Here is a 25286-nt window from a genome sequence, read left to right on the forward strand (position 1 = left end):
GGCGTCGCCGGTTCGTGGGTGCGACCGATCACGCCGCGAATGATCTTCGGGTCCGACTTCCGCCTCGCCCCACACCTCCCCACGAACTTCCCCCACTTCCCCCCTCCGGTGCCACGCCAGGGGGTTTGCTGGGTGTTTTCGGGCGTTTGTCGCCTGGGTCGGCGCGTGTCGGCAGAACTCGCGAAAGTTCTCCACGCCGGTGATAGCTGACATGACCTGCGGAATCGTCTGAGTCGGGAGCCAGATCACCGCTTGTTTCGATTGAAAGTGGGGGAAAGTGGGGTAATGTGGAGCGCGCAGTACTGAAGGGCCGACCATCGAGGTGATCGAATAGGGAGGTATCGAGATGTTTCTCGGTACCTACACACCTCGCTTGGACGACAAGGGGCGACTCACGTTGCCTGCGAAGTTTCGAGACGATCTGGCGGGAGGGTTGATGGTCACGAAGGGGCAGGACCACAGCCTTGCCGTGTACCCGAAAGAAGAGTTCACCGCGCTCGCCCGGCGGGCCGCGGCCGCGTCTCGAAGCAATCCGCAGGCCCGTGCGTTCGTCCGGGCACTCGCGGCCGGAACGGACGAGCAACGTCCGGACGCGCAGGGCCGGATCGTGTTGTCCGCTGACCATCGTCGCTACGCCAACCTGGACAGGGATTGCGTGGTGATCGGTTCGGTCGACTTCCTGGAGATTTGGGACAAGCAGGCGTGGGAGTCCTACCTCGCCGAGCACGAGGAGGACTTCTCGCAAGCCAGAGACGAGTCGCTGGGCGGAATCTTCTAGCCGCGGGCGCGCGAGTGCCACGCGGTCTCTGCCCGGACGCGGACCCTGACGTACTTCCCCGACGTCAGGTGCCGAAAGTTCGGTCAGAGACCACGGGGCATTCGTGTCCGTATGGAAAGCACTGTGTAGCAAGGCGACCCGTATGCGGTGCGCGACGACGCGAGGCAGACTCCGGGAGGTCTAGGTGAACCGTGAACAGCGCGGTCCCCGCCATGTTCCGGTTCTGCTGGAGCGAGTCGACGCGCTGCTCGGTCCGGCCTTGGCCGAGCCGGGCGCGGTCTACGTCGACGCGACACTCGGCCTCGGCGGTCACGCCGAGCATTTCCTCAGCACCTACCCGGGCCTCCGTCTCGTCGGGCTCGACCGCGACACCACCGCGTTGAAGCTGGCAGGCGAGCGGCTCGAGCCGTTCGCGGACCGAATCACGTTGGTGCACACACGCTACGACGGCATCGTCGACGCGTTGGCGGAGGCGGGCTTGCCCGCCACCGGTTCGGTCTCCGCGATCCTGATGGACCTGGGCGTCTCCTCCATGCAGTTGGACGAGGCCGACCGCGGCTTCGCGTATTCCGTCGACGCCCCGCTGGACATGCGGATGGACCCGACCACCGGGCCCACCGCCGCCGATGTGCTCAACACCTACAGTCACGGCGATCTGACCCGGGTACTGCGGACCTACGGAGAGGAACGCTTCGCGAGCCGGATCGCCGCCGAGGTGGTCCGGCGTCGGCAGAGCAAACCGTTCCACACCAGCGCCGAGCTGGTGGAGCTGCTGTACGCCACGATTCCCGCGGCGACGCGCCGCACCGGCGGGCATCCGGCCAAGCGCACGTTCCAAGCGCTGCGCGTGGAGGTCAACGGGGAGCTCGACTCCTTGCGAGCCGCGCTGCCCGCCGCGCTCGCCGCGCTGCGCGTGGGCGGCCGCATCGTCGTCATGTCCTACCAATCGCTGGAGGACAAGGTGGTCAAGCACGAGCTCACCGCCCACACCGCGTCCAGGACGCCGGTGGGCCTGCCGGTGGAGCTTCCCGGCATGGGACCGGAGTTCCGGATGCTGACCCGTGGCGCGGAGAAGGCGACCGAGCAGGAGGTCGAGGACAACCCGCGGGCGGCCCCGGTACGCATGCGCGCCGCCGAGCGGATCCAGGAGGCGCGGTGAGCGAGCAGTGCCCGTATCGCGCCGGCCGGGTGCGGATGTCCCGCAGCGGTAGCGGAGGCCGGATGAGACAGCGGAGCGCTGTGCTCGCCCGGCATCCCCGGAGGACAGAGGAGGGGAATCTATGAGCGTGCGGACACGGACCGTCGAAGCGCCGGGCCGGGTCGCCCGGCGGGTCCAAGACGCCGAGCGGGTGAAGTCGGGCGCGGCGCAGCGCGCCTACGCGCGGCGGCGAATGCGCGAAAGTGGTTCGGACAGCGCGTTCCTGCCCACCGTGCGGCGCTCGGCGATGGCGGCGCGCATCCCGTTCGTCACGGCGATCATCGCCCTGCTCGGTTGCGGCCTCGCGCTGACCTTGCTGCTGACCACCCGCGCCGCCGAGGACAGCTATCAGCTCGGCGACGCGCGGGCGACGAACCGGCGGCTGGCCGACGAGCGCGCGGCCCTGCAGCGCGAGGTCGAGGTCGCCGATTCGGCCCCCGAACTGGCCCTGCGGGCGCGCGAACTGGGCATGATCCCGGCCAAGGACCCGGCTCGCCTGCTGGTCGGTCCCGACGGCTCGGTCACGGTGATCGGCAAGCCGGCCCCGGCCGAGGGCACTCCCGTGCCGCCGCTGAACGCCTCGTCTTCCGCGCGGTCGCCGAGAGGGGAGCGGGTGGTGCCGGTCACCACCACGCCCGGTGCTCCGGTGCCGGGTCAGCCGAACACGGGATCGCAGAACAACGCGCAAGTGAACGCGGCGCCCACGGCGGCGAGCCCGGCCCCCACTTCGACGATCAACCCGCCGCAGCCCGGGGTGCCCGCGGCTTCGGCCACACCGCAGGCCACTGCGCCCCAGCCGCCCGCGGAAGCGTCGCCGCAGCAGGAAGCCGCGCAGGCGCCGGAGGCGGTGCCCGACGGAGCCCCGCAGTGACGCATCCCAGGCCCGCCCCGCGCAGGCGCGGGCCCTCGGCGCCCCGCACCACGGGCGGGCCGCGGCCACCGCGCTCAGCTGTCCCGGACGGCCCGCTCCGGTTGCGCCTCGGCGTCGGACGGGTGGTCATGTTCGTCGCGCTCGCGGTCGTCGCGCTGCAACTGCTGTGGGTGCAGAGCGTCGCCGCGCCGGGACTGTCGGCCCAGGCGGCCAGCCAGCGCACCACCCATCAGCCCGACCCGGCCATCCGCGGGCCGATCACCGACCGCTACGGCAAGGCGCTGGCCTTCACCGTGTCGGCCAAGGCGCTGCATTTCCGGCCGGTCGCCGTCCGCAAGGAACTCGCGGACGCCAAGGCCAAGAACGACAAGGCGCCCGATCCGGATCAGCGGCTGCGCGACATCGCGCGCACCATCCACGAGAAGCTCGGCAAAGACGCGCCCGCGGAAGCGGACCTGCTGGGCAAGCTGAACAGCGACGAGCAGTTCGTGTTCCTCGCCCAAAATGTCGATCCGCGCATCGCGGACGAGATCACCGATAAATATCCGCAGGTGGGCTCCGACCAGCAGAGCCCCCGGGTCTACCCCGGCGGGTCGCTGGCGGCGAATGTCGTCGGCGCTGTCGGTTGGGACGGTCACGGGCAGATCGGGCTGGAGTCGTCGCTCGACTCGGTGCTGGCCGGTACCGACGGATCGCACACCTACGATCGCGGCTCGGATGGCGCGGTCATTCCCGGCAGTTGGCGCGACGAGCAGCCCGCGGTCAACGGGTCCGCCGTGGAGCTCACCCTGGACTCCGATCTGCAGTACTACGTGCAGCAGCAGGTTCAGCAGGCCAAAGACGTCTCCGGTGCGGGTTCCGCTTCGGCAGTCGTCCTGGACGCCAAGACCGGGCAGGTCCTGGCGATGGCCAACGACAACACCTTCAATCCCGACCTGGGACCGCAGAAGTGGGCCAATGCCCAGCTGAGCAACCCGTCGGTCACGGACGTGTTCGAGCCCGGCTCGGTGAACAAGATCGTCACGGCGGCCGCGGCCATCGACTACGGCCTGACCGATCCCGACGAAGTGCACCAGGTGCCCGGCGCGATCCAGATGGCGGGTGTCACGGTGCACGACGCGTGGTCGCACGGCGTCGAGCCCTACACGACCACCGGAATCTTCGGCCGCTCTTCCAATGTGGGCACGCTGATGCTCGCGCAGCGCGTGGGGGAGGATCGCTTCGCCGACATGGCGCACCGGTTCGGGCTCGGGCAGCGCACGGGCATCGGCCTGCCGGGCGAGAGCGCAGGCCTGATGCCGGACCGGGATCAGTGGTCCGGCGGCACCTTCGCCAATCTCCCGATCGGCCAAGGTCTTTCGATGACGACGCTGCAAATGGCCGGGATGTATCAGGCGATCGCCAACGACGGTGTCCGCATTCCGCCGCGGATCGTGCGGGCGAGGATCGCGCCGGACGGCGCCCGCACCGAGGAGACCCAGCCGGACGGCGTGCGGGTGGTGAGTAAGCAGACCGCCGCCACCTTGCGGACGATGTTCCAGGCGGTGGTGCAGCGTGACCCGATGAACGCCAACCAGAACGGCACCGGATGGCCCGCGGCCATCACGGGCTACCAGGTGGCGGGCAAGACCGGTACCGCGCAGAAGGTCGATCGCAATTGCCGGTGCTACTCCACGTCGTCGTTCTGGATCACGTTCGCGGGCATGGTTCCCGCGGAGAATCCTCGGTACGTGATCGGGCTCATGCTCGACGCGCCCGTGCGCAGTTCGGACGGCTCCGGGGGCGGTTCGGTCGCTCCGCTGTTCCACAACATCGCGTCCTGGGCCCTGCAGCGCGACCGCATCCCGCCGTCGGTCCAGCCGTCCAGGCAATTCGTCTTGCAGGCAGGGTGATCGATCCGCTCCGGGGGTGTGCGGTCGGTAGCGAAGACATCGGATCGGTGTGGAGGAAGCAGCAGGTGAGTGCGGTGTTCGAGGGGCAGAGGCCGACGACGGCCCGCCGTGCGCGCCGCGTCCTCGCCCGGTGGCGTCCGAGTGCCGCGTGGCGCGGTCCGGGCCGGGCGGGCGAACCCGTAGGGTGCGGTGGGCGACCTCCCCGGCGTTGCGACGGGGCGCATGGTCCCGCCGTGACCGGTCGCCGGTAACCTGACACGTCGATCGCCGCCCCCGAAAGGAGCCTGGTTTCTGTGCAGTCCGGTCAACCGCGCGCATTGCGGCCAGAGCATTCGCCGTCAACGCCGCTGGCGTCGCTGGCCGCCGTCATCGGGGCCACGACGAGCGCCGAATCGGACGTGGCGGTCACCGGCATCGAGCAGCGCTCGGATGCCGTGCTGCCAGGTGACCTCTTCGCCGCGCTGCCCGGGGCCCGGGCGCACGGGGCGCGTTTCGCACGCGACGCGGTCTCCCGCGGCGCGGTCGCGGTACTGACCGACGCGGCGGGCGCGGAGCTGGCCGGTCCGCTCGAGGTGCCGGTGCTGGTGCGGGAGAATCCGAGGGCGGTGCTCGGCGAGCTGTCGGCCACGATCTACGGCAATCCGTCCGAGCGGCTGCGCATCGTCGGGATCACCGGAACCTCGGGCAAGACCACGACCTCCTACCTGGTGGAGGCGGGCCTGGCCGCCGCGGGGCTGTCCACCGCGCTGATCGGCACGATCGAGACCAGGATCGGCGGCAGGCGGGTGCCGAGCGCGCTGACCACTCCGGAGGCGCCGCAGTTGCACGCGATGTTCGCGCTGATGGTCGAGCAGGGCGTGGACGCGGTGGTGATGGAGGTATCCAGCCACGCGCTGACGCTGGGCCGGGTGGACGGAGTGCGGTTCGCGGTGGGCGCGTTCACCAATCTGTCCCAGGACCACCTCGACTTCCACGCCGACTTCGAGGACTACTTCGCCGCCAAACGCAAGCTGTTCGAACCCGATTCGCCGGTCGCGGCGCGCACCGCCGTCGTCTGCGTGGACGACGAGTGGGGGCGGCGGCTGGCCGCGGGCCTGCCGAACCCGGTCACCGTCTCGACCACCAGGACCGCCGCCTGGAGCGTCACCGGCGCGGTGTCGGCGCACGGCGGCGAACAAGACTTCACCGCGGCCGGTCCGCAGGGCGAAATTCCCGTACGCCTGCGGCTTCCCGGCCACTACAACGTCGCCAACGGCCTGCTCGCGGTGGCGGTGTGCGCCGCGGCGGGCGTCGAGCCGTCGATCGCGGCTCCGGCGCTGGCGACCGTGGACGTGCCCGGCCGCATGCAGCGGGTGGAGCGCGGACAGGACTTCTTGGCGATCGTCGACTACGCGCACAAGCCCGCGGCGTTGGAGTCCGTGATCGCCACGCTGCGTGGTCATCTCGCGGCCGGCACCGCGGGACGGCTCGCGGTGGTGGTCGGCGCGGGCGGCGACCGGGACGCGGCGAAGCGGCCGCTGATGGGCGCCGTAGGCGCGCGGGGCGCCGATCTGCTGATCATCACCGACGACAACCCGCGCACCGAGGATCCGGCGGCCATCCGCGCCGCCCTCGGCTCCGGTGCACTGGAGGTCCCGGAAGCCGAACGCGGCGAGGTGCGGGAGATCGGAGACCGAGCGGAGGCCATCGCCGCGGCGGTGGCGTGGGCGCGCCCCGGTGACGTGGTGCTGATCGCGGGCAAGGGACATGAGGCAGGGCAGGAGATCCAGGGCGTGAAGCACCCGTTCGACGACCGCGACGTACTCGCGGCCGCATTGGAAAGACGCAGTCCGCAAGGTAACCACGCGGAGGACTTGACGGTTTCATGATCGAGATGACACTGCGGGAGATCGCGGAGGTCGTCGGCGGCACGCTGCACGACGTCGCAGACCCGGAGGTGCGAGTGACCGGCGCGGTCGAATTCGACTCGCGCCGAATCGGTTCCGGCGATCTGTTCCTGGCGCTGCCGGGTGAGCGCTCCGACGGCCACGACTACGCGGGCGCGGCCGTCGCCGCGGGCGCGGTGGCGGTGCTGGCGGCGCGGCCGGTGGGCGTGCCCGCCATCGTGGTCACGCCGGGCGGCGGCGACGTGCCGTCGAGTTCGATTGCGCTCAGCCACGATGCGGACGGATCCGGCGCCGCCGTGCTGACCGCGCTCGCCGCGCTCGCCCGCGCCAGCGTGTCGCGTCTCGCCGCCGACGGCGGGCTCACCGTGGTCGGCGTCACCGGCTCGTCCGGCAAGACCTCCACCAAGGACCTGCTGGCCGCCGTCCTGGCGCCGCTGGGCACGGTGGTGGCCCCGCCCGGGTCGTTCAACAACGAACTCGGCCACCCGTGGACGGCGTTGCGCGCCGACGCGAGCACCCGCTTCCTGGTGCTGGAGCTGTCCGCGCGCGGGCCCGGGCACATCGCGGCGCTGGCCGAGGTGGCGCCGCCGAGCATCGGCGTGGTGCTCAACGTCGGCACCGCGCATCTCGGCGAGTTCGGCAGCCGCGAGGCCATCGCCAAGACCAAGGGCGAGCTGGTGGAGGCGCTGCCGCCCACCGGGCTCGCCGTGCTCAACGCCGACGATCTCCAAGTCGCCGCGATGGCCTCGCGCACGTCGGCGCGGGTGGTGACCGTCGGACAGGCCGCGACCGCCGACGTCCGGGCCACCGATATCCGGCTCGATGACCAGGCCAGGGCCGCGTTCACCGTGCACACGCCCGCGGGCAGCGCCCAGGTGCGCCTGGCCGTGCACGGCGAGCACCACGTGGGCAACGCGCTGTCGGCGATCGCGGTCGCGCTGGAATGCGGCGCCGATCTGGACACCGCCGTCGCCGCGCTGTCCGACGCGCGCGCCGCGTCCGCCCGCCGGATGGACGTGCGGACCACCGCGGACGGGATCACCGTCGTCAACGACTCCTACAATGCCAATCCGGACTCGGTCCGCGCCGCGCTCAAAGCGCTGGTGAGCATGGCGCGCGCGGCCGAGACGCCGCGGCGCAGCTGGGCGGTGCTCGGCGAGATGGGCGAACTCGGCGAGGAATCCGTCCTCGAGCACGACGCCATCGGGCGGCTCGCGGTGCGGTTGGACGTCAGCCGGGTAGTCGCCGTCGGCACCGGCAGGCCCGCCCGCGCGCTGCACCAGGGCGCGGTGATGGAAGGGTCCTGGGGCGAGGAATCGGTCCTCGTGCCCGACATCGCGGCCGCGATCGCGCTGCTCGAGCAGGAAGTGGCCCCCGGCGATGTGGTGCTGGTCAAGGCATCGAAGTCGGTCGGACTGTGGGAGGTCGCCGAGCATCTGACCGACCCGGGCGCCGTAGCCGCACGCGGCGGCGCGGCGGACAACGGGGTGGGACAGGACACGGAGGCAGCAGGATGAGACAGATTCTCTTCGCCGCGGCGATCGCGCTGACGGTCTCGATCCTGCTCACCCCGCTGCTGATCCGGTTGTTCGCCAAGCAGGGCTTCGGGCAGGAGATCCGCGTCGACGGTCCCGCCAGCCATCAGGCCAAGCGCGGTACGCCGACGATGGGCGGCGTCGCCATCCTGGTCGGCATGTGGGCCGGTTACCTGGGCTCCCACCTGATCGGCATCGGTTACGACGCCGACGGGCCGTCGGCGTCGGCGTTGCTCGTGCTCGGGCTGGCCACGGCGCTGGGCGCGGTGGGTTTCGTCGACGATTTCATCAAGATCCGCAAGCAGCGCAACCTGGGCCTGACCGCGGCGGGCAAGTATCTCGGCCAGCTGTCCTCGGCCGTGATCTTCGGCATCCTCGCCTTGCAGTTCCGCGGCGGCAGCGGGCTGACGCCCGCCAGCAGGCACCTGTCCTACGTGCGCGACATCAGCACGGTGACCATGGGCGTGGTCGTGTTCCTGGTGTTCGTCTGCTTCGTGGTGGTCGCCTGGTCCAACGCGGTGAACCTCACCGACGGACTCGACGGGCTGGCCGCCGGATCGATGAGCCTCGTGCTGGGCGGATACGTGATCATCACGTTCTGGCAGTACTACCACGCCTGCGAGACCAAGCCCGAGACCGGCTGCTACAACGTGCGCGATCCGCTGGATCTCGCGCTGGTCTGCGCCGCGGGCGCGGCGGCGTGCGTCGGGTTCCTGTGGTGGAACGCAGCACCGGCCAAGATCTTCATGGGCGACACCGGTTCGCTCGCGCTGGGCGGCCTGCTGGCAGGCCTGTCCATCACCACCCGCACCGAGCTGCTGATGATCGTCATCGGCGCGCTGTTCGTCGCCGAGACGGCGTCGGTGGTTCTGCAGGTCGCGGTCTTCCGCACCACGCGCAACCGGCTGTTCAAGATGGCGCCGTTCCACCATCACTTCGAGCTCAGCAAATGGGCCGAGACGACAGTGATCATCAGATTCTGGCTGCTGGCCGCGATGGCCTCCGCCGTCGGGCTCGGGCTGTTCTACAGCGAATACCTCTCCGCGGTCGGGTGAACGAGATGGTCGAACATTCTCCGCGGGCTCTGCGCACCCCAGGGCCCATGCTGGAATTCCTACGCGGACGCGACGTCCTGGTCGCGGGCTGGGGCGTGTCGGGACGTTCGCTGGTGGAACCGCTGCGCGACATCGGCGCGCGTCCGGTGGTGACCGATGGCGGCACCGCGGCCCTGGCCGAGGCGGCCGGGCTCGGGCTGGACGTGGCCACCACCGCGGAACTGGAGAACGCGGACTGGGGCCGGTTCGCGCTGGTGATCACCAGCCCGGGCTGGCGGCCGGACTCGCCGGTGCTGGCGTCCGCGGTCGCCGAGGGCACCCCGGTGTGGGGCGACGTGGAGTTCTCCTGGTGGGTCGATCAGGCCAGGATCTACGGTCCGGTGCGCAAATGGCTGGTCGTCACGGGCACCAACGGCAAGACCACCACGACCCAGATGACCCACGCGATCCTGCGCGCGGCGGGCATCGCCAGCGTCGCGTGCGGCAACATCGGCCTGCCCATCCTGGACGCGTTGCGGCGCAACCCCGGTCCGCAGGTGCTCGCGGTGGAGCTGTCGTCGTTCCAGCTGCACTGGGCGCCCTCGGTGCGCCCGGAGGCGGGTGTCGTGCTGAACGTGGCCGAGGATCACCTGGATTGGCACGGCGGCCTTGACGCCTACGCCGCGGCCAAGGCCAGGGCGCTGGTCGGCCGGGTCGGCGTGGTCGGCCTGGACGATCCGGTCGCGGCCTCGCTGGCCCGCAAGTCCAAGGCGCGCCGGACCGTCGGGTTCCGGGTGGGTGTGCCCGCCGACGGCGAGCTCGGCGTGGTGGACGGCAAACTGCTCGACCGCGCGTTCACCAAGGCCGCGATCCTGGCCGAGGTCGGCGACATCAGCCCGCCCGGTCCCGCCGGTGTCGCCGACGCACTCGCCGCCTCCGCGTTGACCAGGGCGATCGACGTCGCGCCGCAGTTCGTCCGGGAAGGCTTGATCGAGCACAAGGTCGGCCCGCACCGCGCGGCGTTCGTCCGCGAGCTGTCCGGCGTCGAGTTCGTCGACGACTCCAAGGCCACCAATCCGCACGCCGCGCGCTCGTCGATCCTGGCGCATCCGCAGGTGATCTGGGTGGCCGGTGGCCAGCTCAAGGGCGCGCACGTCGACGACCTCGTCGAGGAGGTCGCCGACCGCCTGGTCGCGGCGGTGCTGATCGGCGCCGACGCACCGGTGCTCGCGGCCGCGTTGGCGCGACACGCGCCCGAGGTCCCCGTCGTCGAGCTGATCACGGGAGACGATGCAGGGATGGGTGACGAAGCGTCGAGGGCCGCCGCGGCCGACGCCGTCATGGCGCGGGCCGTGCGAGCGGCCGCCGGGTTCGCCCGCCGCGGCGACACCGTGCTGCTGGCTCCCGCCGCCGCGTCGCTGGACATGTTCGCCGATTACACGCACCGGGGTCGCAGTTTCGCCCAGGCGGTGCACGCCCTGGAAGACGGTGACCTCGGAACCACCGATATCGGGGGTTTGCGATGACTGCCGACCGGGGCGGGCGGGGTATTGACACCCGCCCCGGTCGGTCGAGTCGCTTTCGCGGACGCGCAAGCATCCTCCGCGTCCGCTGGTTCGCTGTCACAGTGGCGCTACCGGCGCGGGCCGCGGGTGTCTCGTGACTTCGGGCAACGGCAGGCGGTGGACCGGCAAGGCGGCCCGGACCTCGGGCGCACGAGAAGCCGGGTCGCCATCCCGGCGTGGCCGCGGCGTAGGGGCGGGTCCCGGTTCGTGGCTGGCACGGCCGCTCGCGTCCTTCCATCTCGTCGTCACCATCGCCACGCTGCTGACGGCCCTCGGATTGGTCATGGTCCTGTCCGCGTCCGGCGTCGTCGAGTACGCCGAGGGCGGGTCGGCGTACTCCCTGTTCATCCAGCAGACGTTGTTCGCGGCGATCGGCGCGGTGCTGTTCTATCTGGCCCTGCGCGTTCCGCTGCGCCTGTTGCGTCAGACGTCGTTCCCGCTGTTCGCGATCTCGGTGCTGGCGCTGGTGCTCGTGCTCATTCCGGGCATCGGCACCAGCGTGCAGGGCGCGCGCCGCTGGCTGATCCTCGGCCCCGTCTCGGTGCAGCCGTCCGAGGTCGTGAAGGTGACCTTGATCGTCTGGGGCGCGCACTTGCTGGTTTCCCGGCGAGCGATGGGTTCGAGTCTGCGGGACATCCTGGTGCCGCTCGTCCCGGCGGGTGTGCTGGTCTGTCTGCTGATCGTGGTTCAGCCGAATCTCAGCACCACGGTCGCGGTGGGCATCATCCTCGGCGCCTTGCTGTGGTTCGGCGGACTTCCGATCCGGCTGTTCGTGACGATCGCGGTTTCCGGCGTCGTCGCCGCGGGCGTGCTGGCCATGTCCGCCGGTTACCGGTCGAATCGGGTCCGGTCCTTCTTCAACCCGGGTTCCGATCCGCAGGGCAACAACTATCAAGCTCGACAGGCCCTGTATTCCCTCGCCGACGGAGGGATCTGGGGCAGGGGCTTGGGACAGAGCCGGGCCAAGTGGAGCTACTTGCCGAACGCGCACAACGACTTCATCTTCGCGATCATCGGAGAGGAGCTGGGCTTTCTCGGCTGCGCGCTGGTGCTTGGGCTGTTCGCCTTGTTCGTCTACACGGGACTGCGCATCGCCAGCCGGTCGGCGGATCCGTTCCTGCGACTGCTGACCGCCTCCGCGACCACGTGGATCGCCGGACAGGCCATGATCAACATCGGGTATGTCGTCGGTCTGCTGCCGGTCACCGGGCTGCAGCTGCCACTGGTCTCCGCCGGTGGCTCGTCGCTCGCGATCACCTTGCTGATGTTCGGGCTGATCGCCAACGCGGCCAGGCACGAGCCGGAAGCCGTCGCGGCGCTGCACGCCGGACAGGACGGTCGTTTCAGTAGGCTGTTGCGGTTGCCCAAACCCGAGGTGTACGCGCCGGCTCGGGCGAGCGCTCGCCGTGGCCGGGCCCCGCGGCCGTCCGATCGCGGACCTTCGGCGCTGCCACAGGGCAGGCGGGGGCGTGCGGAACCGGCGCGCCGCCGCTCGCCGGAGAGTCGCGGCACCAGCTCGGCGCGTGCCACCAGGGCTTGGGAACCCAGTTATCCGGTCAATCACGCAAGAGAACGGGGAAGATCCAGGTGATCTCGGTAATCGTCGCGGGCGGCGGCACGGCGGGCCACATCGAACCGGCACTGGCGGTGGCCGACGCGTTGCGGCGGCTCGACGATTCGATCCGGGTGACGGCGCTGGGCACCGAACGCGGCCTGGAGACCCGCCTGGTTCCCGAGCGCGGCTATCCGCTCGAGCTCATCCCTCCGGTTCCGCTGCCCCGCAAGCCCACCGCCGATCTGCTGCGGTTACCCGGTCGGGTGCGCGCCTCGGTGGCGGCCACCAGGGCGGTCATCGATGCGGTCGAGGCCGACGTGATCATCGGTTTCGGCGGGTATGTGGCGCTTCCGGCGTATCTCGCCGCGGGCGCGGGCGTGTTGCGCCGCAGACGCCCGGTGCCGGTGGTGGTGCACGAGGCCAACGCCAAGGCCGGTATCGCGAACAAGGTCGGCGCCCGGCGCGCCGCTCGGGTGCTCGCGGCGGTCCCGGGCTCCGGCCTGGCGGACGCACGGGTGGTGGGCATTCCGGTGCGCGAATCGATCACCGGATTGGACCGCGCCGCACTGCGGGCCGAGGCGCGGGAGCACTTCGGCCTTCCGTCCGAAGGCCCGGTGCTGCTGGTCTTCGGCGGTTCCCAAGGAGCGCGGACGCTCAACGACGCGGTCTCGGGCGCCGCGCCCCAGCTGGCCGCCGCGGGCATCTCGGTGCTGCACGCGCACGGGCCCAAGAACACCCTCGACGTGGACGGATCCGCCGCGGACGGCGCTCGCTACGTCGCCGTGCCGTACCTGTCCCGGATGGACCTCGCCTACGCCGCCGCCGACGCGGTGGTCTGCCGATCGGGCGCGATGACGGTCGCGGAGGTCTCGGCGGTCGGGCTGCCCGCGTTCTACGTGCCGCTGCCGCACGGTAACGGGGAACAGGAACTCAACGCCCGGCCCGTGGTGCGCCAGGGCGGTGGCAGAATTGTCCCCGACTCCGAGTTGACGCCGAAGTACGTGATCGATGAGGTGATTCCGCTGCTCATGGACTCCGCACGGCTGACCGAAATGGGCCGGGCCGCCGCAGGCGCCGGGCACCGCGACGCCGCCGACGAGGTGGCGCGGATCGCGCTGGAGGTGGCGCGCCGATGAGCGACACGACCGCGGACCGGGTGATCCAGGACGCAGGCGCCGAACGGACCGCGCTGCCCCCGGAGCTGGAGCGTGTGCACATGGTCGGCATCGGCGGGGCCGGGATGTCCGGCATCGCGCGGATCCTGCTCGCCCGCGGCGGCGCGGTGTCGGGGTCGGACGCCAAGGAGAGCCGGGGCGTGCTGGCGCTGCGCGCGCGCGGCGCTCAGGTACGGATCGGGCACGACGCCACCGCTTTGGACCTGCTACCCGGCGGCCCGACCGCGGTGGTCACCACGTACGCCGCCATTCCGAAGACCAATCCGGAGCTGGTCGAGGCCAACCGGCGCGATATCCCGGTGCTGCTGCGCCCCACGGTGCTGGCCTCGCTGATGCGAGGGCATCGCACCTTGCTCGTGTCCGGTACGCACGGCAAAACGTCCACCACCTCCATGCTCATCGTGTCGTTGCAGCACTGCGGGTTCGATCCGTCGTTCGCGGTGGGCGGCGAGCTGAACGAGGCGGGCACCAACGCCCACCACGGCACCGGTGACATCTTCGTGGCCGAAGCCGACGAGAGCGACGGATCGCTGCTGCAATACGACCCGGACGTCGCCGTGGTCACCAACATCGAGTCCGATCACCTGGATTTCTTCGGCTCCGACGAGGCCTACGTGCAGGTCTTCGACGACTTCGCCGACCGCCTCGCCGCGGGCGGCCTGCTGGTGGTGTGCCTGGACGATCCGGGCTCGCTGGCACTGGCCGAGCGAGTCGGTGCGCGCTTGGCCGAGCGAAACGTCCAAGTCCTCGGCTACGGCTCCGGCGAACTCGCCGACGCGCCGGTCCCGGTGGGCGCCCGACTGCACAGTTGGGAGCCGCGGGACGTCGGCGGCATCGCGCAATTCCAGCTCACCGACGAGGCCGCGCCGCGCACGCTGCGCCTGTCGGTGCCGGGCAGGCACATGGCGCTCAACGCGCTCGGCGCCCTGCTCGCGGCCCGGGCCACCGGCGCCGACGTCGGCGAGATCATCCAGGGCCTGGAAGGGTTCGGCGGTGTCCATCGCCGGTTCCAATTCGCCGGTCGGGAGAACGGCGTGCGGGTGTTCGACGACTATGCCCACCACCCCACCGAGGTGCGCGCCGTGCTCGGCGCCGCCGCCGAACTGGTCCAGCAGGAGGCCCGCGACGGAGCCCGGTCCAGGCAGGGCCGGGTCATCGTGGTCTTCCAGCCACACCTCTACAGCCGGACCGCGACCTTCGCCCAGGACTTCGGCGCCGCGCTCAGCCTGGCCGACGAGGTCGTCGTGCTCGATGTCTACGGCGCGCGGGAGAAGCCGCTGCCGGGCGTGAACGGAGCGTTGGTCGCGCAATCGGTGACCAAGCCGGTGCACTACCAGCCGGACATGTCCCGGGTCGGGCGCCAGGTCGCGGGGCTGGCGTTGCCGGGCGACGTGGTGATCACCATGGGCGCGGGCGACGTGACGATGCTCGGCGGTCAGATTCTCGACGGATTACGGGCGCGTCCCCAGCACGGACGGTGACCCGGCGTGCGCGGGGTCGGGTCGGCGCGCGCGGCCGGGCGCCGTGCGGGTGATCGGTTCGGCGAGCTCGACTGGCGCCGAATTCGCCTGTGGGGATTGCTGAGCGTGTGCGTCCTTGCGGTGCTCTGTGTGCTCGCCTGGTTCACCCCGGTGCTCTCGGTGGGCACCGTGCGAATCGAGGGGGCGGTGGCGGTGCCCGAACAACAAGTGCGGGATGTGCTCGAAATTCCTTCCGGCCGCTCGATCTTGCGGATCGACACCAATGCCGTGGCCCGCCGGGTGGCGAGTATTCCGAAGGTGCGCACGGCACGGGTGCAGCGGGTGTTTCCGTCCACGGTTCGGGTGACGGTCGTCGAGCGCGCCGCGGTGTTGTTCTACGACAGCAGGGAAGGCGCGCATCTGCTGGACGCGGACGGCGTGGAATTCGCGGTCGAGCCGGCTCCGATCGGCGTGCCGAAGTTGATCACGGATCATCCCGGCGGCGCCGATCCGGTGACCAGGGCGGCGGTCTCGGTGATCGCCATCGTGCCGCCTGCGCTGGCGGTTCAGGTGAGCGAGGTTGTGGCACGGTCTATTTCGGATATTTCGCTGAATCTGAAGGGCGGGCGCACGGTACTCTGGGGCGGGAGCGACGACGCCGAGCGAAAGGCGGCGGTCGTGTTGCCGTTGTTGACGCGCCCCGGAACGGTGTTCGATGTGTCGAGTCCCAATCTGGTCACGGTAAAGTGATCCACACCCATTGCGCCCAGGTAATTTTCGGCGGTCCGGGAGTTGTTCCGGCGTCGAGAAGGGAGCCGGGGGGCAACCGTTCACCATACGACGTGTGGAGCGGCGAGACGAGCGGGATCACGCAAGATTCTGGCTCTCGTTTCGGCGCGCCTGCGCGCGTATCGCGTCGGCTGCGAATAGCGTTCCGCACCAGTCGGATACTTGACATAACGCTAACCCTATGGTTGAGCTTTAGGGTTTGCCCGAGCCGCGGTTCGCTCCTCGTAGCGACCCGACCCCCGGACCGGGCCGAAAAGGCGGTGTGCCGAGTATCCGGAAACGACAGGCTTTAGATCGAAGGAAGGCGAGAGCCCATGACGCCCCCGCACAACTACCTTGCGGTGATCAAGGTCGTCGGTATCGGCGGCGGCGGTGTGAATGCCGTCAACCGGATGATCGAGCAGGGACTCAAAGGTGTCGAGTTCATCGCGGTCAACACCGACGCCCAAGCGCTGCTGATGAGCGATGCCGACGTCAAGCTCGACGTCGGCCGCGAGCTGACCCGAGGTCTCGGAGCAGGCGCGGACCCCGAGGTCGGCCGCAAAGCCGCCGAGGACCACAAGGACGAGATCGAAGAGGTGCTCAAGGGCGCCGACATGGTCTTCGTGACGGCGGGTGAGGGCGGCGGCACCGGCACCGGTGGCGCCCCGGTCGTCGCGCAGATCGCGCGCAAGCTCGGCGCGCTCACCATCGGCGTGGTCACCCGCCCGTTCTCCTTCGAGGGCAAACGGCGCGGGAATCAGGCCGAGGTCGGCATCAATCTGCTGCGCGAGTCGTGCGACACGCTGATCGTCATCCCGAACGACCGGCTGCTGCAGCTCGGCGACGCGGCGGTGAGCCTGATGGACGCGTTCCGCTCCGCCGACGAGGTGCTGCTCAACGGTGTGCAGGGCATCACCGACCTGATCACCACCCCGGGTCTGATCAACGTCGACTTCGCCGATGTCAAGAGCGTGATGTCCGGCGCGGGCAGCGCGCTGATGGGTATCGGCTCGTCGCGCGGCGAGGGCCGCTCGGTGAAAGCGGCCGAGGCGGCGATCAATTCGCCGCTGCTGGAAGCCTCCATGGACGGCGCGCACGGCGTGCTGCTGTCGATCGCGGGCGGGTCCGATCTCGGGCTGTTCGAGATCAACGAGGCGGCTTCGCTGGTGCAGGAGGCCGCGCACATCGAGGCCAACATCATCTTCGGCACCGTGATCGACGACTCGCTCGGTGACGAGGTGCGGGTCACCGTGATCGCGGCGGGCTTCGACGGCGGCGGCCCGGCCCGGCGCACCTTCGAGACGTCGGGTCGCAGCACCATCGGCACGGCGCGGTCGGGTGAGATCGGGCAGAGCCGAACCAGCGAGTTGACCGCGCGAAGCAGCGACAGCACGCCGAGCACGTCCGTCACGGGTACGGCGGGCCGCGGCACGTTGCCGAGCTACCGGGACACCGAACGGCCGCGCACCCTGGGCGAGCCGTCGGTGACGAGCAGCACGCGACCGCACATCACGCCGCCGGATGCCGACGACGATGACGACGACGTGGACGTGCCGTCGTTCATGCGGAGGGGCTAGGCGTACCTCCGCCTTCGCTCCGGCCATGCGCTGCTGCGTACCTCCGCCTTCGCTCCGGCCATGCGCGTGCTGCGTACCTGCGCCTTCGCTCCGGCCATGCGCGGGCTGAAGACGGACTGCGTCCGGCAGCACCCATCAATCGCTGGAATCCGGTTCCGGCGCAGGCCGGGACCGAGCTGGAAAGAGCGATCCCGGCCCGCGCCGGGACGCGTCGGAGGGACACGCCGAAGCGGTCCCGAAGCACGACTGTGGACAGGAATTCGGGGGACGCCGGCGCGGGGGCCGGCCGGGCGGGACCGGGCGCCGAGGCGCCCGATACGACGCGACTGATCCCGCCCCGGGGGAATACTCGCTCTCTACCTGGGCATTTCGACGCCCTTCACCGAGCGCCACTACGCTCGTCGCCATGACTATCGCGCCGACCATCACTGTCCGACGGGTCACCACGACCAGGTCCGGAGGCTTCTCGGCGCCACCCTACGACTCGTTCAATCTGGGCGACCACGTCGGCGACGATCCGACTGCCGTGCGGCGCAACCGCGACCGGCTGGCCGAGGGCATCGGCCTGCCGCCGGAGCGCCTGGTCTGGATGGAACAGATCCACGGCCGCAACGTGGAGATCGTCGACGGGCCGCGCGCCGAACCGGTCCCGGCCACCGACGCGCTCGTGACCACCGTGCCGGGTCTCGCGCTGGTCGTGCTCACCGCCGACTGCGTGCCCATCCTGCTGTCCGACGACGAGGCGGGCGTGATCGCCGCGGTGCACGCGGGGCGGATCGGCGCTCGCATCGGCATCGTGCCGCGGGTGCTCGACGCGATGGTCTCGGTCGGCGCGCGCCTGGATCGGGTCGGCGCGCTGCTCGGGCCCGCCGCCTCCGGCCGTCAGTACGAGGTTCCCGCCGCCATGCGCGCCGACGTCGAAGCGCATCTGCCCGGCAGTGCGACCACCACGGTCCGCGGCACTCCGGGCCTGGATCTGCGTGCGGGCATCTCCCGGCAGCTCACCGAGGCAGGCGTCGGCGCGATCGCGGTGGACCCGCGGTGCACCATCGAGGACCGCACCTTGTTCAGCCATCGCCGTGGCGCGCCGACCGGCCGGATCGGCGGGGTGATCTGGATGGAGGCCACCGCGTGACCGCGCGAACCGCCCGTCTGGTCGATGCACCGTGCGTCGGGGAGGCGCGCGCATGAGCGCCGAAGCCAGGACCGCGGTGGACGACGCACTCGCCGCCAGGACCGCCGAGCTGTCGGACAACCTGGCCGGTCTGCTCGCTCGCATCGACGCGGCGTGTCGCGCCGCGGGCCGGGCGCCGGATTCGGTGCGGCTGCTGCCGGTGACGAAATTCTTCCCCGCCTCGGACGTGGCGATCCTGCATCGGCTCGGCCGCCGCGAGTTCGGCGAGTCACGGGAGCAGGAGGCGGCCGCCAAGGTGGCGGCGTTACGTGAGGAAGACCTCTCCGGCATCCGCTGGCACATGATCGGGCGGTTGCAGCGGAACAAAGCGCGCAGTGTCGCCCGGTGGGCGCACACCGTTCACTCGGTCGACAGCGAACGCCTGGCAACCGCTCTGGACGCCGGTGCGGTGGCTGCGCTGGAGGCGGGCGAACGCACCGAACCACTGCGGGTGTTGCTCCAGGTGAGCCTGGACGACGACCCCGCGCGAGGGGGTGTCACGGCCGCTGATCTTCCCGTGCTCGCGCAACGGATTGCGGACGCTCCGGGATTACGTTTGTCGGGTCTCATGGCCATTCCACCCTTGGGTTCGGAGTCCGATGCCGCATTTGCGCGACTTGCGATGTTGCACACGTTGTTGGTCGCCGATCATCCGGACGCGACAGAGCTTTCCGCGGGAATGTCGGGGGATCTGGAATGCGCGATCGAACATGGTTCGACGGTTGTGCGTGTCGGTACCGCCTTGATGGGTATACGACCGATAACCTCGGGCTAGCAAAGAAACCTCATCAGTCACATTCGACACATATGCTGGGATCTGACGAGGGCTGAGCAAGACTTCAACACCCGGCCGCCACCGGGGCCGAAGGAAGGTCGACCAATGAGCACGCTGCACAAGTTCAAGGCGTACTTCGGCATGGTTCCGCTCGAGGATTACGAAGACGACTACGTCGACGATCGCGCTCCGCGAGGGGTGGACGAGCGCGGCGCTCGCCGGCCCCGGCCCCGTGACTACTCCGACCGCGACGGCTACGTCGATCGCTATGCCGACGATCGGTATGGCGCAAGCCGTTTCGACGACGTCGACTACCCCGAGCCCGCCTACAAGTCGCCCTACAAGGCGGGTTACTCGGTGTCCCGACGCGACGACTACGCCGAGCCCTACGGCGACGACCGCTACGACGCGCCCCGGCGTCCGACCCGGATCGACTCCGCGCCGTCGGGCCGGTTCCGCGCGGGCGGGAGCCCGCCTCCGCTGCGCGGTACGACCCGTGGCGCGCTCGCCGTCGATCCCGACGCCGAGGAGCGCAGGCTGGAGGAGCGCGTGCGTCCCGAGCCCGCCCCGGTGCGGCGGCCCGGGATCTTCGAGGACGGAGGCCCCTTGTCCAAGATCACGACGCTGCGCCCGCGCGACTACAGCGAGGCTCGGATCATCGGCGAACGCTTTCGCGAGGGCAATCCGGTGATCATGGACCTGGTGGATCTGAGCAACGCCGACGCCAAGCGGCTGGTCGACTTCGCCGCGGGCCTGGCCTTCGCGCTGCGCGGATCGTTCGACAAGGTGGCGACAAAAGTGTTCCTGCTCTCACCGGCCGATGTCGACGTATCAGCGGAAGAACGCAGACGCATCGCGGAAACCGGCTTCTACAACCAGAAATAAGCTCGTGATCTGGGGGGTGGAGCAGACCGGTCGCAGGTTGTGCGGCGCGGTCATTTTGCGCGAAGCGATTTTTACGGCAGAGTGAACTCGTGGCCTTGTTCGCGGTGCTGTACTTCGTACTGTTCATCTTCTGGCTGTTGCTGATCAGCCGGGTGATCGTCGAGTTCATCCGTAGCTTTGCCCGAGACTGGCGTCCTACCGGTGTCGTGGTCGTCGTCCTGGAGGTGATCTTCACGATCACCGATCCTCCGGTGAAACTGCTCAGGCGCTTGATACCTCCGGTGTCACTGGGCGGAATTCGCCTGGATCTGTCGATAATGGTCCTGCTTTTCATCGTCTTCATCCTGATGTCGATCGTGGGCAGGCTCGGGCAGCCGGTAGCTCCGGTGTGACAGAATGGGCCGTGAAGACAGCTTGCTAGATCTGCTAGATCTCCAAAAGACGCGTGAAGGGATCCTTCCATGCCGCTGACCCCAGCCGATGTGCACAACGTCGCGTTCAGCAAACCGCCGATCGGGAAGCGCGGCTACAACGAGGATGAAGTCGACGCGTTCCTGGATCTGGTGGAGCAGGAGCTCTCGCGTCTGATCGAGGAGAACGCCGATCTGCGCCAGCGGGTCGCCGAACTCGACGCGGAATTGGCCGACGCCAAGAAGAACCGTGGCCCGGCCGGAGTGAACAGTCCGAAACCGCCGATTCCGCAGGCCCCGCCGCCGCAGCCGGAACCGATCAAGCCCCCGGTTCCCGTCGCCCCGCCCGCTCCGATGCCCGCCGCGCCGGTGGCCAAGGACGCGCCGGGCGCGGACGCGAACCTGCAGGCCGCCAAGGTGCTCAGCCTCGCCCAGGAGATGGCGGATCGGCTGACCAGCGACGCCAAGAGCGAGGCGGAAAGCTTGCTGTCGAATGCCAGGGCGAATTCCGAGCGACTGGTCGGAGACGCCAGGACGCGGTCGGAGGCCATGATCGCCGACGCCCGTCAGAAGTCGGACGCGATGCTGACCGACGCGCAGAGTCGTTCGGACAGCCAGCTGCGCCAGGCCAAGGAGAAGGCCGACGCGCTGCAGGCGGACGCCGAGCGCAAGCACACCGAGATCATGGCGACCATCACCCAGCAGCGCAGTGTGCTGGAGAGCCGGATCGAGCAGCTCAAGACGTTCGAGCGCGAGTACCGGGTGCGGTTGAAGTCGTACCTGGAGTCGCAGCTGGAGGAGCTGGAGAACCGTGGCTCGGCCGTTCCGGTCGACGGCGGCGAAGCCTTCGCGGATGCCAACACGGCGAACAACCTCGCGCCGGCGTCATTCGCCAAGGGCGGCAAGTAGCGCGCCGCGCCCAAGCGCAGCAGTTCGCATACCGTTCAGAGGAACTGTCGAGCCGCCCGGCATGCCTTGGGGGTCACCATGCTCGTCTTGACACTCGTCCTTGCCGCGATCGGCTTCGCCCTGCTCGTGGCCGCGCTCACCACCGGATCGGTGATCTGGGCGTGGGGCTGCATCGTGGTGTGCGTCATCGGCGCGATGCTCTTGTTGGTGAGTGCTTTGTCCATGCGGAGTCCGGAGAGTGATTCTCCGCCGCCTCCTGGTCGTCATGCCAAACGCTGACCTGCCTGACAAAGTGAGTTGACCGCTCCGGCTAGAATCAAACATGAATACGGCGTCGATCCGGCCATCACCGGGGAGCCTTCGGAAGAACGGCGGCACGGCCTGGGGGCCGGGCGCTCAGTAGAACCGAACGGGTGAGCCCGTCACAGCTCGCGAATGAGAGGTCCGGTGTCGCCACGCCGGACAAGCGGGGTGGTACCGCGGTTTCGGCGCACCGGGCGCCGTCATCGTCCCCGTGCCAACGACTCGGCACGAGGAGACGTATCCGCGATGGCGGACCAGACTTCCAGCAACAGCGCGTACCCGCGCGTCGACCTGAGCGTCGGCAGCGGGGCGTCGTTCCCCGAGATGGAGCGCCGCGTGCTCGACGCGTGGGCGGCCGCCGACACCTTCCGCGCGAGCATCGAAAACCGTTCCGGCGCAGCCGAATTCGTCTTCTATGACGGGCCGCCCTTTGCCAACGGTCTGCCGCATTACGGACATTTGCTCACCGGATACGTCAAAGACCTCGTCCCGCGTTTCCAGACGATGCGCGGCAAGCGGGTCGACCGGCGATTCGGCTGGGACTGTCACGGATTGCCCGCGGAAATCGAAGCCGAAAAGCAGCTCGGTATCACGGACAAATCACAGATCGACGCGATGGGGCTCGCGGAATTCAACGCGGCCTGCAAAACATCGGTGCTGCGCTACACCGGGGAATGGCGCGACTACGTGACGCGCCAGGCTCGCTGGGTCGACTTCGACAACGACTACAAGACGCTGGACACCGACTTCATGGAGTCGGTGATGTGGGCGTTCAAATCGCTGTACGACAAAGGGCTGATCTATCAGGGCTTCCGGGTGCTGCCCTACAGCTGGTACGAGCAGACGCCGCTGTCGAATCAGGAAACCCGTCTCGACGACGCCTACAAGATGCGCCAGGACCCGGCGGTCACCGTCGACATGGCGTTGCGCGTGCCCGCGGAGCATCCGCTGCACGAACTCGACGGCGCCAACGCGCTGATCTGGACCACGACGCCGTGGACGCTGCCGTCCAACTTGGCGATAGCGGTGCATCCCGACGTGCGCTACGTGCACCTGCGCGCGGCCGACGGCAAGCGCTATGTGCTCGCCGCCGAACGGGTTTCGCACTACGCGCGGGAGTTCGGCGCGGAGCCGGATGTGCTCGCCGAGTTCGACGGCGCGGCGCTGGCGGATCTGTCCTACGCGCCGCCGTTCGACTTCTTCCTCGGTCATCCCCACGCCCACCGCGTGCTCACCGCCGACTACGTGACCACCGACTCCGGCACCGGCATCGTGCATCTCGCACCCGCCTTCGGTGAGGAGGACATGGACGTCGCCTCCGCGCACGGCATCGAGCTGGTGCAGCCGCTGGACCCGGGCGGCAGGTTCACCTCGATGGTTCCGCCTTACGAGGGCCTGATGGTGTTCGACGCGAATCCGGTGATCATCAAGGACCTCAAGGCCGCGGGGAAGCTGTTGCGGCACGAGACGATCGAGCACTCCTACCCGCACAGCTGGCGCTCCGGTCAGCCGCTGATCTACATGGCCGTGCCGTCCTGGTTCGTCGCGGTCACCAAGTTCCGCGACCGCATGGTGGAGCTGAACAAACAGATCACCTGGGTGCCCGAGCACATCCGCGACGGCCAGTTCGGCAAGTGGCTGGAAGGCGCGCGCGACTGGAACATCAGCCGCAATCGCTACTGGGGCAGCCCGATCCCCGTGTGGGTATCCGACGATCCGGCCTACCCGCGCGTCGACGTGTACGGCTCGCTGGACGAGCTGGAGCGCGACTTCGGTGTGCGCCCGGCCGATCTGCACCGCCCGATGATCGACGAGCTCACCCGGCCGAATCCCGATGACCCGACCGGCCGCTCGACCATGCGCCGGGTGCCGGAGGTGCTGGACTGCTGGTTCGAGTCCGGCTCGATGCCGTATGCCCAGGTGCACTATCCGTTCGAGAACAAAGAGTGGTTCGACAGCCACTTCCCGGGCGATTTCATCGTCGAGTACAACGGCCAGACCCGCGGCTGGTTCTACACGCTGCACGTGCTGGCGACGGCTCTGTTCGACAGTCCGGCGTTCAAGACCGTCGCGGCGCACGGCATCGTGCTCGGCGACGACGGCCTGAAGATGAGCAAGTCCAAGGGCAATTACCCGGACGTCAACGAGGTGTTCGACCGGGACGGCTCGGACGCGATGCGCTGGTTCCTGATGAGTTCGCCGATCCTGCGCGGCGGCAATCTCATCGTCACCGAGCGCGGCATCCGCGAGGGCGTGAGTCACGCGCTGCGACCGCTGTGGAACGCGTGGACGTTCCTGCAGCTGTACGCGTCGAAGCCCGGTGTGTGGCGCACGGATTCGCCGCACGTGCTGGACCGATACATCCTGGCGAAGCTGGCGCGAACCAGGGATGTCATCACCGAGGCGCTGGAGACCTACGACATCGCGGGCGCCTGCGATGAGCTGCGCTCGTTCGCCGACGCGCTGACCAACTGGTATGTGCGGCGCTCCCGCTCGCGGTTCTGGAGCGAGGACCGCGACGCGGTGGACACCCTGCACACGGTGCTCGAGGTGGTCACCCGGCTGGCCGCGCCGCTGCTGCCGCTGATCACCGAGGTGATCTGGCGCGGGTTGACCGGCGGTGACTCGGTGCACCTGGCCGACTGGCCGGAGGAGGGCGAGCTGCCGGACGATCCGGAGCTGGTCGCCGCCATGGACGAGGTGCGCCTGGTGTGCTCGACGGTGCTGAGCCTGCGCAAGGCGCAGAACCTGCGGGTGCGGCTGCCGCTGGCCGAGGTCACCATCGCCGCGGCCGACGCCGAGCGGCTGGCGCCGTTCGCCGACATCGTCGCCGACGAGGTCAACGTCAAGAAGGTCGACCTGACCACCGACGTGGACGCGCACGGCCGGTTCGAGCTGGTGGTCAACGCCCGCGCCGCGGGGCCGCGGCTGGGCAAGGATGTGCAGGCGGTGATCAAGGCGGTGAAGGCCGGTGACTGGGCCGAGGACGCCGACGGCACGGTCCGTGCGGCCGGAATCGCCCTGCTGCCGGAGGAGTACACCCAGCGTCTCGTCGCGGCCGAGCCCGAGTCGACCGCGGCGCTGCCCGGCAACGCGGGTCTCGTGGTGCTGAATTCGGTGGTCACCGAGGAGCTGGAGGCCGAGGGCTGGGCGCGGGACCTGATCCGCGACCTTCAGGAGACCAGGAAGTCCGCCGGGCTGGACGTGTCCGATCGCATCACCGTGGTCCTGGACGTCCCGGCCGACCGGGCCGCGTGGGCCGAGACGCACCGTGACCTGATCGCGGGGGAGATCCTCGCCACGACGCTGACCTTCGGCGACGCCGGAGCGGAGGCCGCCGATCTGGTCGGCGGAGTGCGGGCGCAGATCGCCAAGGCCTGAGCGTCGGGTTCGGAGCCGGGGGGGGGGCGGAAGGTGCCCCCCCCCCGGCGGTTTCGGGGGGGGGGTTGGGGCGGGTTTTGCGGGGCGAGCGACCGCCCCCGAGCCCGCCCGCCCCAGTCGGTGACCCCGAAGTTTTTGGCGGGGGGGGGGCC

20 protein-coding genes are annotated in these 25286 nt (G+C 69.7%); 19 read left to right on the forward strand and 1 reads right to left on the reverse strand.

Features of this window, described 5'->3' with window-relative positions; all coding sequences use genetic code 11:
- The first annotated feature begins 346 nt into the window (after nucleotides 1-346).
- From mraZ to wag31, 18 genes are all read left to right on the forward strand, one after another.
- The gene (gene mraZ / locus ACWEH3_RS32620; protein WP_355079635.1) at nucleotides 347-778 is read left to right on the forward strand and encodes a division/cell wall cluster transcriptional repressor MraZ; all 432 of its coding nucleotides are present in this window, start codon (nucleotides 347-349) and stop codon (nucleotides 776-778) included.
- 184 nt (nucleotides 779-962) lie between these two features.
- Entirely contained in the window at nucleotides 963-1937 is a 975-nt protein-coding gene (gene rsmH / locus ACWEH3_RS32625) for a 16S rRNA (cytosine(1402)-N(4))-methyltransferase RsmH (protein WP_450026548.1), read from the forward strand.
- 121 nt (nucleotides 1938-2058) lie between these two features.
- Nucleotides 2059-2847 carry a hypothetical protein gene (locus ACWEH3_RS32630; RefSeq protein WP_450026546.1) on the forward strand — a complete coding sequence of 263 codons (789 nt, stop codon included), beginning with the start codon at nucleotides 2059-2061 and terminating at the stop codon, nucleotides 2845-2847.
- Nucleotides 2844-4739 carry a peptidoglycan D,D-transpeptidase FtsI family protein gene (locus tag ACWEH3_RS32635; RefSeq protein WP_450026544.1) on the forward strand — a complete coding sequence of 632 codons (1896 nt, stop codon included), beginning with the start codon at nucleotides 2844-2846 and terminating at the stop codon, nucleotides 4737-4739. Before ACWEH3_RS32630 ends, ACWEH3_RS32635 begins: the two co-directional genes overlap by 4 nt.
- A 293-nt stretch (nucleotides 4740-5032) precedes the next feature.
- Nucleotides 5033-6607, forward strand: a complete 1575-nt coding sequence (locus ACWEH3_RS32640; protein WP_450026542.1) for a UDP-N-acetylmuramoyl-L-alanyl-D-glutamate--2,6-diaminopimelate ligase — start codon at nucleotides 5033-5035, stop codon at nucleotides 6605-6607.
- Nucleotides 6604-8142, forward strand: coding sequence for a UDP-N-acetylmuramoyl-tripeptide--D-alanyl-D-alanine ligase (locus ACWEH3_RS32645; protein WP_452358465.1), 1539 nt, complete (start codon nucleotides 6604-6606; stop codon nucleotides 8140-8142). Before ACWEH3_RS32640 ends, ACWEH3_RS32645 begins: the two co-directional genes overlap by 4 nt.
- On the forward strand, nucleotides 8139-9215 hold the full coding sequence (gene mraY, locus ACWEH3_RS32650) for a phospho-N-acetylmuramoyl-pentapeptide-transferase (protein ID WP_039797126.1): 1077 nt from the start codon (nucleotides 8139-8141) through the stop codon (nucleotides 9213-9215). The genes ACWEH3_RS32645 and mraY overlap by 4 nt, the downstream gene beginning before the upstream one ends.
- Nucleotides 9216-9262: 47 nt before the next feature.
- The gene (murD, locus tag ACWEH3_RS32655) at nucleotides 9263-10720 is read left to right on the forward strand and encodes a UDP-N-acetylmuramoyl-L-alanine--D-glutamate ligase (RefSeq protein WP_450023794.1); all 1458 of its coding nucleotides are present in this window, start codon (nucleotides 9263-9265) and stop codon (nucleotides 10718-10720) included.
- Nucleotides 10721-10853: 133 nt separating this feature from the next.
- Nucleotides 10854-12350, forward strand: a complete 1497-nt coding sequence (gene ftsW / locus ACWEH3_RS32660; protein ID WP_450023755.1) for a putative lipid II flippase FtsW — start codon at nucleotides 10854-10856, stop codon at nucleotides 12348-12350.
- On the forward strand, nucleotides 12347-13450 hold the full coding sequence (murG, locus tag ACWEH3_RS32665) for an undecaprenyldiphospho-muramoylpentapeptide beta-N-acetylglucosaminyltransferase (RefSeq protein ID WP_450023757.1): 1104 nt from the start codon (nucleotides 12347-12349) through the stop codon (nucleotides 13448-13450). The genes ftsW and murG overlap by 4 nt, the downstream gene beginning before the upstream one ends.
- Nucleotides 13447-14970 (forward strand): UDP-N-acetylmuramate--L-alanine ligase, encoded by a 1524-nt coding sequence (gene murC / locus ACWEH3_RS32670; protein WP_450023759.1) that lies wholly within the window; start codon nucleotides 13447-13449, stop codon nucleotides 14968-14970. The genes murG and murC overlap by 4 nt, the downstream gene beginning before the upstream one ends.
- 6 nt (nucleotides 14971-14976) lie before the next feature.
- Nucleotides 14977-15699 carry a cell division protein FtsQ/DivIB gene (locus tag ACWEH3_RS32675; RefSeq protein WP_450023761.1) on the forward strand — a complete coding sequence of 241 codons (723 nt, stop codon included), beginning with the start codon at nucleotides 14977-14979 and terminating at the stop codon, nucleotides 15697-15699.
- Between the two features lie 353 nt (nucleotides 15700-16052).
- Complete coding sequence (gene ftsZ / locus ACWEH3_RS32680; protein ID WP_450023763.1) at nucleotides 16053-17297, forward strand: cell division protein FtsZ; 1245 nt, start codon at nucleotides 16053-16055, stop codon at nucleotides 17295-17297.
- 406 nt (nucleotides 17298-17703) lie between these two features.
- Complete coding sequence (gene pgeF / locus ACWEH3_RS32685; protein ID WP_450023765.1) at nucleotides 17704-18432, forward strand: peptidoglycan editing factor PgeF; 729 nt, start codon at nucleotides 17704-17706, stop codon at nucleotides 18430-18432.
- A 52-nt stretch (nucleotides 18433-18484) separates the two neighbouring features.
- Nucleotides 18485-19246 carry a YggS family pyridoxal phosphate-dependent enzyme gene (locus ACWEH3_RS32690; protein WP_450023767.1) on the forward strand — a complete coding sequence of 254 codons (762 nt, stop codon included), beginning with the start codon at nucleotides 18485-18487 and terminating at the stop codon, nucleotides 19244-19246.
- A 105-nt stretch (nucleotides 19247-19351) separates the two neighbouring features.
- Nucleotides 19352-20131 carry a cell division protein SepF gene (locus ACWEH3_RS32695; protein WP_450023769.1) on the forward strand — a complete coding sequence of 260 codons (780 nt, stop codon included), beginning with the start codon at nucleotides 19352-19354 and terminating at the stop codon, nucleotides 20129-20131.
- Between the two features lie 89 nt (nucleotides 20132-20220).
- On the forward strand, nucleotides 20221-20523 hold the full coding sequence (locus ACWEH3_RS32700) for a YggT family protein (RefSeq protein ID WP_039797136.1): 303 nt from the start codon (nucleotides 20221-20223) through the stop codon (nucleotides 20521-20523).
- A 69-nt stretch (nucleotides 20524-20592) separates the two neighbouring features.
- On the forward strand, nucleotides 20593-21450 hold the full coding sequence (gene wag31 / locus ACWEH3_RS32705) for a DivIVA-like cell division protein Wag31 (protein ID WP_355079657.1): 858 nt from the start codon (nucleotides 20593-20595) through the stop codon (nucleotides 21448-21450).
- A 35-nt stretch (nucleotides 21451-21485) separates the two neighbouring features.
- On the opposite strand, the gene ACWEH3_RS32710 is transcribed toward wag31, so the two are convergent.
- Complete coding sequence (locus tag ACWEH3_RS32710) at nucleotides 21486-21674, reverse strand: hypothetical protein (RefSeq protein WP_450023771.1); 189 nt, start codon at nucleotides 21672-21674, stop codon at nucleotides 21486-21488.
- Nucleotides 21675-21999: 325 nt separating this feature from the next.
- On the opposite strand from ACWEH3_RS32710, the gene ileS reads away from it, so the two are divergent.
- Nucleotides 22000-25134, forward strand: coding sequence for an isoleucine--tRNA ligase (gene ileS, locus ACWEH3_RS32715; RefSeq protein WP_450023773.1), 3135 nt, complete (start codon nucleotides 22000-22002; stop codon nucleotides 25132-25134).
- Nucleotides 25135-25286 lie beyond the last annotated feature (152 nt).

The sequence above is a fragment of the Nocardia sp. NPDC004718 genome (genome assembly GCF_053601535.1).

Coding starts and splice junctions, on each gene's coding strand:
- mraZ (WP_355079635.1), top strand. CDS start 347: ATGTTTCTCGGTACCTACACACCTCGCTTGGACGACAAGGGGCGACTC.
- ACWEH3_RS32630 (WP_450026546.1), top strand. CDS start 2,059: ATGAGCGTGCGGACACGGACCGTCGAAGCGCCGGGCCGGGTCGCCCGG.
- ACWEH3_RS32645 (WP_452358465.1), top strand. CDS start 6,604: ATGATCGAGATGACACTGCGGGAGATCGCGGAGGTCGTCGGCGGCACG.
- mraY (WP_039797126.1), top strand. CDS start 8,139: ATGAGACAGATTCTCTTCGCCGCGGCGATCGCGCTGACGGTCTCGATC.
- murD (WP_450023794.1), top strand. CDS start 9,263: ATGCTGGAATTCCTACGCGGACGCGACGTCCTGGTCGCGGGCTGGGGC.
- murC (WP_450023759.1), top strand. CDS start 13,447: ATGAGCGACACGACCGCGGACCGGGTGATCCAGGACGCAGGCGCCGAA.
- ftsZ (WP_450023763.1), top strand. CDS start 16,053: ATGACGCCCCCGCACAACTACCTTGCGGTGATCAAGGTCGTCGGTATC.
- pgeF (WP_450023765.1), top strand. CDS start 17,704: ATGACTATCGCGCCGACCATCACTGTCCGACGGGTCACCACGACCAGG.
- ACWEH3_RS32690 (WP_450023767.1), top strand. CDS start 18,485: ATGAGCGCCGAAGCCAGGACCGCGGTGGACGACGCACTCGCCGCCAGG.
- ACWEH3_RS32695 (WP_450023769.1), top strand. CDS start 19,352: ATGAGCACGCTGCACAAGTTCAAGGCGTACTTCGGCATGGTTCCGCTC.
- wag31 (WP_355079657.1), top strand. CDS start 20,593: ATGCCGCTGACCCCAGCCGATGTGCACAACGTCGCGTTCAGCAAACCG.
- ACWEH3_RS32710 (WP_450023771.1), bottom strand. CDS start 21,674: ATGGACAAAGCACTCACCAACAAGAGCATCGCGCCGATGACGCACACC.
- ileS (WP_450023773.1), top strand. CDS start 22,000: ATGGCGGACCAGACTTCCAGCAACAGCGCGTACCCGCGCGTCGACCTG.